Genomic DNA, 8,260 nt, shown 5'->3' on the forward strand with positions numbered 1-8,260 from the left:
CTTTCAGGGCTTTTTCTTAATTCTAACCTCCCCATAGTGATAAAAGAGCGATATATCGAAGATATATGGAATTCCCGGATCTCTCACATAGGAGTTCGGTTATCCGTACTACCAGCGAATACACAAAGCTTTTCGCGAACGCTAGATTGAAATCATCCTACTATTCAATTCAATCAATGACTCGATTTCACCTAGGTTTTTCGGATGGAGATGCGGCATATCAACTACGCGAACAACTCTGGAATTTAGGTTCCCTAGGAATAAGCAGACTCGTTGGACCGTTTAGAAGCCCTAAAACCAATGAATATCTAGTCTCTGTAGAAGCAGAATCAGATGAAGCTATTCAATTAGTGGCGAACTCTGATGGAAGACCTTTGACGAATGAAGAGTATGAAGCCTATACCGCTTACTCGCTTGGCGATCGCAATGATTATATTGTTCCTATCCAGGTGAATTTAGTTAGTAAAGGCTATTTCCAGCGTAGGGCTGATGGCATTTTTGATCTCGAAATGCAACAAGCCGTCAAAGCTTTTCAGAGAGATGAAGGTTTAGAAGCAACCGGTATCCTAGATGAAGAAACCATGAACAGATTACGGGATGATAAGCTGTTCGGCATCTAAATTTCCGAGATGCTCCAAGCCCCGTAAGGAGTCCGGCAGACGAAACACGCGATTTAAATTACGAACAGCTTACCTAATTTCTGTAGTCCTAGCAAGGATACGGGTGGGGAAAAGGGGAAGGGAAAAGGCTTATCTGTCCACCTTTTCTCCTTTCCTTGTAACCTTTCCCCATTCCTGGCAAGTCTGTCTTGTTTTTGGAAATTCGGCATGACTATCATGGCTTCTCGATCGCCCCGATCGAACGCTACAAAGTTGATGAGCGAGCCGATCGATCCCGTTGAATCGCTCGATATTATCGATCGATCTTCCCGAATCTAGAGTCAGCGTTAACCGAATCCTCCGAGATCGATCACCGAGATTACAATAGGAGCATCCGGACGAAAGCGAGAATGAACATCCCCGCCGCAAGCGGACGGGGTATCACTTCGCTCGGCTCGCACGCATTGCGGCTCGACCTCGCTCAATAGCACCCTTCGGACGCTATGGCCTCGAAACGCCGCGAGCGGCGGGGAATTAGACCCGAAGGGATTAAACCCATGACCGTTCGACAACCCCGCTACAGTAAAGAAGAATTCGCCCGACGCGGTGACGAGATTTACGAAACGCGAGTACGATCGCTAGTCGAGGAAGGCAATCGCGGTAAGATTGTAGCGATCGATATCGAAACCGGAGAATTCGAGATCGCGGACGATATTTTAACCGCGACCGCTCGATTATTCGATCGAATTCCCTCCGCTCAACCCCGGATCGTCCGGGTTGGATACCGCACGGTTCATCGTTCCGGCTCCCGGCTCGATCGCTTCCATCGAGCGAACCGTCTAGTATAGAAAAGTAATTCGCCCCTTCTTTCCCCTCTCTCCATGCCCTCGCCGATCGATCTGCACGTTGAAATCAAAGGACAGGGATACCCGATTCTCTGTCTCCACGGTCATCCCGGCTCGGGACGGAGTATGTCCGTTTTTACCGATCGACTGAGCCAACGCTTCCGAACCCTCGCTCCCGACCTCCGCGGCTACGGAAAAAGCCGTTTTCGAGGAAATTTCCAGTTACAAGAACATTTAGACGATGTAATTCTCCTGCTCGATCGCCACGAGATCCGCGACTGTCTGGTGTTGGGATGGTCTCTCGGCGGGATTATCGCCCTAGAATTAATCCTGCGACAACCCGATCGATTTACCGGTCTGATCTCGATCGCTTCCGCGGCCCGTCCTTTCGGCGATCATCCCCCGATCACCTCCCTCGATCTCGCCTTCACGGGGATCGCGGGAGCTATCAACAGCTTTAAACCAGGTTGGCGTTGGAATATCGACACTTTCGCCCGTCGATCACTATTCCGCTATCTCTTCGGCACTCATTCGACAACCGCCTATCACTACCTCGCCAGAGATGGGGTTCACGCTTACCTGAAAACCTCTCGATCGGCCGATCGGGCCCTACAGAACGCCCTCCGACTCGGCTACGATCGCCGAAAAGATCTTGACAAAATTTCTATCCCGTGCTTATTCATGGCGGGAGCGCTCGATCGACATATCACCAGCGCGTCCAGTCACGAGACAGCCAAACATTTACCCGAATGCGAGTGGCGATGTTACGAGAATACCGCCCATCTTTTCCCCTGGGAAATTCCCGATCGGGTGACGGGCGATATCGATTCCTGGCTCGATCGGGTATTTCTTCCCCGATTATCTCGCTAAAACGCCTCGCTTCTGAGCGCGTTCACGGGAGTAAAGGGATTGAATTCTTCTTTTTCATCAAAAACGGTTAGATTCGAGGGTTTGCATCTCTTGATCTCGCACTTGACCCCCTGCGCCCCTTCCGCTTGTACATCGTCCAGGTAGCCCGATCGGGCCGTTTCCGCCTCGGCGTTCGACCAGAAAGGTCCGAAATAGTACGTGCATCGGGGATAGTCCGTTTTGATCTCCACCCAGTACGCCAGACCTAACCATTCCAGTAAAGCTAGTAAAAATTCTTTCATCTCATTCCCCTATGGTTATGTTTCGCTTTTGTAATGTTCGCTTACATCCCGCAACTTTTCTTAATTGTACTTATCCTTCCCCGATTTGGCTACGGGGAGAAGTGAGGTCGAGCGTTTCAAAATAGCGAGGGGTCTGCCAACGTTGGCGGTAAATCTCGTATAGAGCCATAGAAGCGGCCACGGAAGCGTTCAGGCTCTCGGTTTTTCCGCCCAGCGGGATAGTCACTAACTCGTCGCAGGATTTTTGGGTTAACAAACTTAATCCCTCCCCTTCCGATCCCACCACCAATCCTATAGCGCCCGTCAATTTCATTGTGTGTAAAGGTTTACCGCTTTTCGCCGCCGTCCCGTAAATCCAGAAACCCGCGGTTTTCAACTCTTCTAGCGCGCGGTTGAGGTTCACCACCCGCGCCACGGGTAAATATTCCAACGCGCCGGCCGCGACTTTCATCACGGTCGAGGTGACTCCGGCCGCCCGTCGTTGGGGGATAACCACTCCCTGCGCCCCCAGTGCCTCCGCGGTACGGATAATCGCGCCTAAATTATGGGGATCGGTGATACCATCGGCGATCACGAGGACGGGATCGCGGGTTTTCGCCTTCGCTCTCTCGATGAGTTCGGATAGATCGAGATAGCTGTAGGGCGACATCTGGGCGGCGATGCCCTGATGGTTCCCGTTATTCGTAATTTGAGAGAGACGGATATCGTCTACCTCGTCAATCACCGTACCGTTGGCTTTCGCTTTCTCCAAGAGGGTGTGATAGCGGGGATCGTAACGCAGGCGATTCACCACCCAGAGCCGATTTAATTGCCGTCCCTCTTCCAGTGCCGTCAACACCACACGGCGACCGTAGAGAAGATCGTCGGCTTCTTCCTCGCGCTCGCCCTCGGCTCCCCCTCGGCGATCGTTCATCGGACGGGAAGAGGGGGGGGCAATAACACGGGGGGGCTTTTGGGGACGCGAGGGACGGCCGGGGACATTCGGACGACGGGAGGAGCGCTTTTCTGGCTTCCCCCGTTGGGGTCGATCGATCATGGTATTTTCGTGTGGGGATAAAGGTTCGTGTGGGGATTGGGGGATGGGGTGATGGGGAAAATGGGGGGATGGGGGTGATGGGGAAATTTTGGGGGAAGAGGCGAAGGGGAAAAGAGAAAAGAGCTTTCTTAAGCTGTTCACCTTTATCCTTTCACCTTGACCCTCCCTCACCTCCTGACTCCTGACTCTTGCCTCTTGCCTCCCGCCCTCTTTAACTATAATTCCAGTTTCTCTAATAAATCTTGTAATCGGGCGGGATCTTGTAGGTAAAGATAGCCGATTAGGGTTTCCATACCGGTGGCCTGTCGGTAGGTATGGGTGGATAGGCGACGGGGTTTACCGGTGGCCGCGTTACGGCCCCGGCGTAGGATATCCCGTTCGCTGTCCGTGAGATAGGGTTCTAGACGGGCTAGATCTTCGGCTTGTTGTTCGGCGCGGACTCGGGCCACGACCCGATCGTGGTAGTCCGCGATGCGCTTGGGCGGCCATAGATAGCGCGCGCGGATGTAGAGTTCGTAAACGGCATCCCCCAGATAGGCGAGAGAGACGGGCGATAATTGACCGACCCGATCGCCGATCGAGTCGAGTTCGCCATCGATCTGTACTCGAATATTCCCGCTCGATAGATTCACGATTTCGGCTTTTCTAACTGGGCAACCGCGTCTTCCACCGTGTTTTGCAGGGAAAGAAAATTTTCCAATCGAACCAGTTTCACGGTTTGCGTGACCCGGGGATTGGTAACGATCTGTAAACTCCCGCCATCGGTCTTGGCTTTTTTGACCAGTTGAACGAGCGCCCCCAATCCCGAACTATCGATGAAATCGATCTGGGAGAGAACGAGAATGACGTGTTTCGGTCCCTCGTCAATATACTCGCCTATCACCTTGCGGAATGTCGGTTCGGAGAAAGCATCTAAAAGCCCGGTCAGGCGGAAGATCTGGTAGGTATCTTTGACCTCACGAGTTCCTCGTAAACTGACGGTCAAGTTAATCGCGTCCGGAATAATAACCCCCTTTGGCAAGCGCCAGTAAAATCAAACTTTTAGTATAGCGTCTACCCCTCTATTTTTTGGCCTCCCGCATTAACCGGACGAACTTCTCGAAAAGATAATCCGCGTCGTGAGGGCCGGGGCTGGCCTCCGGGTGGTACTGCACCGAGAAGAAGGGTAACGATTTATGTTGCAATCCCGCCACGGTGCGATCGTTGAGGTTGAGGTGGGTGATCTCCACGTCGGGACCGAGGGAATCGGGATGGACGGCGAAACCGTGATTCTGGCTGGTGATCTCTACCGTCTGCCGCAGTCCGGCCGGTTGATTCAATCCCCGATGGCCGAACTTGAGTTTAAAGGTTTCCGCGCCGAGGGATAGGCCGAGGATCTGATGGCCCATACAGATCCCGAAGGTGGGTTTCTCGCCCTGTAATAAAGCTTTCGCGGTGGCGATGCCCTCGGTAACGGCGGCGGGATCGCCGGGCCCGTTAGAGAGGAAAATCCCGTCGGGGTTATACTGGTAGATTTTTTCCGGGGGGGTGTTGGCGGGAACGACGATCACCCGACAGCCGTAACTGACTAGACGGCGGAGAATATTGCGCTTGATGCCGAAATCGATCGCCACGACGGTGAGGGGTTCACCGGTCTCGGAGGCCGCCGGGCTAAATTCCCAGTGCGGATCGGTGGGTTCGGTCCACTCGTACACCTCCGGGGTGGTGACTTCTTTGACGAGGTTTAACCCGGCCATGGAGGGCGCGGACTGTACTAGGCGTAGGAGTTCGGTGCGATCGAGAATTTCCGTGGAGATCGCGCCGTTCATCGCCCCGACCGATCGGATCTTGCGGGTCAGGGAACGGGTATCGATGCCGTAAATACCGATAATCTTGTGGCGGGCGAGATAATCGGGGAGGGATTCGCTAGAACGCCAATTACTGGGGCGGAAGGTGATGTTACGGGCGATCGCTCCCTTGACGTGAGGACGGATAGATTCTTCGTCCTCGGGGTTAACGCCGGTGTTCCCCAGTTCGGGATAGGTGAAGGTAACGATCTGGCCGGCGTAACTGGGATCGGTCAGCACTTCCTGATAGCCGGTCATCCCCGTGTTAAAAACGACTTCGCCGACGGTGGTTCCGGTCGCGCCGAACGATCGCCCCTCGTAGGTGGTCCCGTCGGCGAGAATCAATAAAGCTTTCTTACTGGTGGCGATCGACATCATTGTAAAGTTTTGAATCGGTAACAGTAGTCAGGGAGTAGGGGGAACCGATAGACTAGAGCGGGACTGAAAGGGGTACAGTCCTTGATCTTAGCGGTTTCGCGCGTCTATAGTAGGACTGGTAAGGGTTAATTATAGCCGCTCCCCCTCCCCCACCGTCCGGATCGAAATTTCCTCTCGCGCTGGAGATCCCTATTTAGTAATATGAGTCCAAGAAAACTGACTGACGCTACGAAAAAAGAAATTCTTAAGCTTTATCGCGAGACGGAGGCGACGACTTCCACGTTAGCCGAACGCTACGGGGTAAGTAGTTCTACCATCAGTCGTTTTCTGAAAAATTCTCTATCCGAGGTGGAGTACGAGGACTTAATTCAGAAGAAACGCCTGGCGAGAACCCCCCGGGGGGGCGCGGCGGAGGAGGAGGCGATCGAAACGCCCGAACCCGTCCTCGAAACTCCCGAACCCGTTTTGGACAAGACGGTCGCTCCCCCTCTAGAAATCGTTTCCGTTTCCCAACAACTCACCTTACCCGTGGACATCGCCCCTTCCCCGCCGGAGGAGGAAGAAGAGGAAGATGAGGAACCGATCGATGTCGACACCCTTAACTCGATTCTCGACGAGGATATCGACGACGAGGAAGACGAGGAAGACGAGGACGAGGATTGGGGGGATGACGAGGACGAGGAGGACGAAGGCGATGACGGGGAGCAAGGGAATTACTCGCCCCGATCGATCTCCCGCGCGACCCGTTTACAAGTTTTACCGCTATCCTCGGCCTCGTTTCCCAAAACTTGCTATCTGGTGATCGATCGCTCCGCGGAATTGATCACCCGGCCGCTGAAAGATTTCGCCGAACTCGGTCAGGTTCCCCCGCAAGAAATCCAACAACGAACCTTACCGGTTTTTGACAGTCATCGGGTCGCGAGACGTTTTTCTAAGCGTCGGGAAAGAGTGATAAAAGTTCCCGACGGGCGGGTGATCGAGAAAGTCGGTTCCCATCTGGAGGCCAAAGGAATTACCCGGCTTTTAATGGACGGGAATATCTATTCTTTGTCCCCGCTATAAGCGGGTCTCGCCGGGAGAAAGAGTTCGGATTCGGCAGATATCGAGGGTTCCCACCGCCCGAGCCGCGGGATTCCCGTTGGCGCGCGGGCGATTTATAAAACGTAACGTATCGTCGGAGATCGGGCGGGGAGAGGGTCGAGATCGATCGCTCTCCGCGATCTCCCGCGAACCGCGAGAAAATTGTTTTCTTTTTCCGAGAAAGTCCCGATTGTTTTGGGTTCGTCGCGGGCCTAGTCTCGATGGATAAATAAGTTTTTTTAACAGTCAGACTTCCGGAAACGGAGAAGAAAAATCTTTCCAGTAAAATCAGATACAGACAAAAGAGGAATTCCCCCCGAAAAACTAAGGGTGGATATTTCCTCCGAGATTCGATCGATTGTCGATTTTTTGATACAACGGACTTATCCCGATACCGTCCATGAAGATCAACCGGTTACTCAGACTGTACGAGCAGGGGAAACGAGATTTCGAGGGAATCGAACTATCGGGCCTCGATCTACAGCGAGTGACCCTGATCGCGGTGAATATGACCTCGGCCGATTTAAAAGGGACGAATTTTAGCCGGGCTTTTTTAACCAAGGCGAAACTTCACGGGGCGAGGTTAAACTGGGCGGATCTAACTTACGCCAAACTGAACCTGAGCGAACTGGTCGAGGCGGATCTAACGAAAGCGAATCTCCGGGGGGCGTTTTTAGTCAAAGCCGCTCTCTATCGTTCCCGGTTGAGCGGGGCGGATCTCTCCCACGCCAATCTCCGGGGCGCGGATCTGCGCGGGGTCAACCTCTGCGGGGCGAATCTGACGAAAGCCAATCTCCGGGAGGCGGATCTCGACGGGGCGAACTTAAATTGGGCGAATTTGCAGGAAGTTCGCTTGAGCGCGGCGAGATCCCGATCGATCTCGGTCAACGGCGCGAATTTCGGTCGATCGCTCCTCCGGGAGATGGATTTAAGCGGGGCGAACCTAGAAGGGATCAATTTCAGCGAGGCGCGTCTCGTCGGTTGCGATCTGAGCGGTACCAATCTGTCCGGGGCGAATCTGGCCGGGGCGCGTCTCCAGGAGGTGAATCTCCAGTCCGCGAACCTAAAAGGGGCGAATTTAACGGGAATTACCCTAGAGGGCGTGAATCTAACCGGCGCGCTCGGCATCGGCAACGATCCGGAACAGGAGGGAGCGATCGAGGACAACTTCCCCTTCCCCTCCAATTGGTTCCGTCCGGGATTCGCCACTTAATGGGGGGTCGGGTATCGGGAAAATTAGGGTCAAGGGATCGAAAATAGTCTTTTCCCTTTCCCCGAACAACTTCCCCGTCCCCCTCACCTCCTGACTCCTGACTCCTGACTCCTGACTCCTCTCAAGAGGGGG

Annotated in this window: 10 protein-coding genes; 5 read left to right on the forward strand and 5 right to left on the reverse strand. The window is 53.8% G+C overall.

The annotated features are described in order from the left end of the window. Positions 1-146 precede the first annotated feature (146 nt). The 3 genes from V0288_RS24570 (at position 147) to V0288_RS24580 (ending at position 2,314) form a co-directional block, all read left to right on the forward strand. Positions 147-620 carry a peptidoglycan-binding domain-containing protein gene (locus tag V0288_RS24570; RefSeq protein WP_332867835.1) on the forward strand — a complete coding sequence of 158 codons (474 nt, stop codon included), beginning with the start codon at positions 147-149 and terminating at the stop codon, positions 618-620. A 536-nt stretch (positions 621-1,156) separates the two neighbouring features. Next, positions 1,157-1,447 (forward strand): hypothetical protein, encoded by a 291-nt coding sequence (locus V0288_RS24575; RefSeq protein WP_332867836.1) that lies wholly within the window; start codon positions 1,157-1,159, stop codon positions 1,445-1,447. A gap of 33 nt (positions 1,448-1,480) precedes the next feature. Then, positions 1,481-2,314 carry an alpha/beta fold hydrolase gene (locus V0288_RS24580; RefSeq protein ID WP_332867837.1) on the forward strand — a complete coding sequence of 278 codons (834 nt, stop codon included), beginning with the start codon at positions 1,481-1,483 and terminating at the stop codon, positions 2,312-2,314. Here V0288_RS24580 and V0288_RS24585 read toward each other — a convergent pair. The 5 genes from V0288_RS24585 to carA form a co-directional block, all read right to left on the reverse strand. Next, a complete protein-coding gene (locus V0288_RS24585) occupies positions 2,311-2,595 on the reverse strand; it encodes a DUF1816 domain-containing protein (protein ID WP_332867839.1) in 285 nt (94 codons plus the stop codon). The two genes, V0288_RS24580 and V0288_RS24585, sit on opposite strands and share 4 nt — an antisense overlap. A 70-nt stretch (positions 2,596-2,665) precedes the next feature. After that, positions 2,666-3,508, reverse strand: coding sequence for a 23S rRNA (guanosine(2251)-2'-O)-methyltransferase RlmB (gene rlmB, locus V0288_RS24590; protein ID WP_422662072.1), 843 nt, complete (start codon positions 3,506-3,508; stop codon positions 2,666-2,668). Between the two features lie 338 nt (positions 3,509-3,846). Continuing rightward, positions 3,847-4,263: a Mini-ribonuclease 3 gene (locus V0288_RS24595; RefSeq protein ID WP_479687460.1), complete on the reverse strand. Its 417-nt coding sequence runs from the start codon at positions 4,261-4,263 to the stop codon at positions 3,847-3,849. Then, positions 4,260-4,616 carry an STAS domain-containing protein gene (locus V0288_RS24600; protein WP_422662071.1) on the reverse strand — a complete coding sequence of 119 codons (357 nt, stop codon included), beginning with the start codon at positions 4,614-4,616 and terminating at the stop codon, positions 4,260-4,262. The genes V0288_RS24595 and V0288_RS24600 overlap by 4 nt, the downstream gene beginning before the upstream one ends. A 76-nt stretch (positions 4,617-4,692) precedes the next feature. Continuing rightward, entirely contained in the window at positions 4,693-5,835 is a 1,143-nt protein-coding gene (gene carA / locus V0288_RS24605) for a glutamine-hydrolyzing carbamoyl-phosphate synthase small subunit (protein ID WP_332867841.1), read from the reverse strand. A 201-nt stretch (positions 5,836-6,036) separates the two neighbouring features. On the opposite strand from carA, the gene V0288_RS24610 reads away from it, so the two are divergent. Then, on the forward strand, positions 6,037-6,897 hold the full coding sequence (locus tag V0288_RS24610) for a hypothetical protein (RefSeq protein ID WP_332867843.1): 861 nt from the start codon (positions 6,037-6,039) through the stop codon (positions 6,895-6,897). 418 nt (positions 6,898-7,315) lie between these two features. Further along, on the forward strand, positions 7,316-8,128 hold the full coding sequence (locus V0288_RS24615) for a pentapeptide repeat-containing protein (RefSeq protein WP_332867845.1): 813 nt from the start codon (positions 7,316-7,318) through the stop codon (positions 8,126-8,128). Positions 8,129-8,260: the final 132 nt, after the last annotated feature.

This window comes from Pannus brasiliensis CCIBt3594, assembly GCF_036688125.1.
Classification (GTDB): Bacteria; Cyanobacteriota; Cyanobacteriia; order Cyanobacteriales; family Microcystaceae; genus Pannus; species Pannus brasiliensis.

Excerpts from the sequence above, each read along its gene's own strand:
- V0288_RS24610 (WP_332867843.1), top strand. The coding sequence starts at position 6,037 with ATGAGTCCAAGAAAACTGACTGACGCTACGAAAAAAGAAATTCTTAAG.
- carA (WP_332867841.1), bottom strand. The coding sequence starts at position 5,835 with ATGATGTCGATCGCCACCAGTAAGAAAGCTTTATTGATTCTCGCCGAC.
- V0288_RS24580 (WP_332867837.1), top strand. The coding sequence starts at position 1,481 with ATGCCCTCGCCGATCGATCTGCACGTTGAAATCAAAGGACAGGGATAC.
- V0288_RS24575 (WP_332867836.1), top strand. The coding sequence starts at position 1,157 with ATGACCGTTCGACAACCCCGCTACAGTAAAGAAGAATTCGCCCGACGC.
- rlmB (WP_422662072.1), bottom strand. The coding sequence starts at position 3,508 with ATGAACGATCGCCGAGGGGGAGCCGAGGGCGAGCGCGAGGAAGAAGCC.
- V0288_RS24585 (WP_332867839.1), bottom strand. The coding sequence starts at position 2,595 with ATGAAAGAATTTTTACTAGCTTTACTGGAATGGTTAGGTCTGGCGTAC.
- V0288_RS24615 (WP_332867845.1), top strand. The coding sequence starts at position 7,316 with ATGAAGATCAACCGGTTACTCAGACTGTACGAGCAGGGGAAACGAGAT.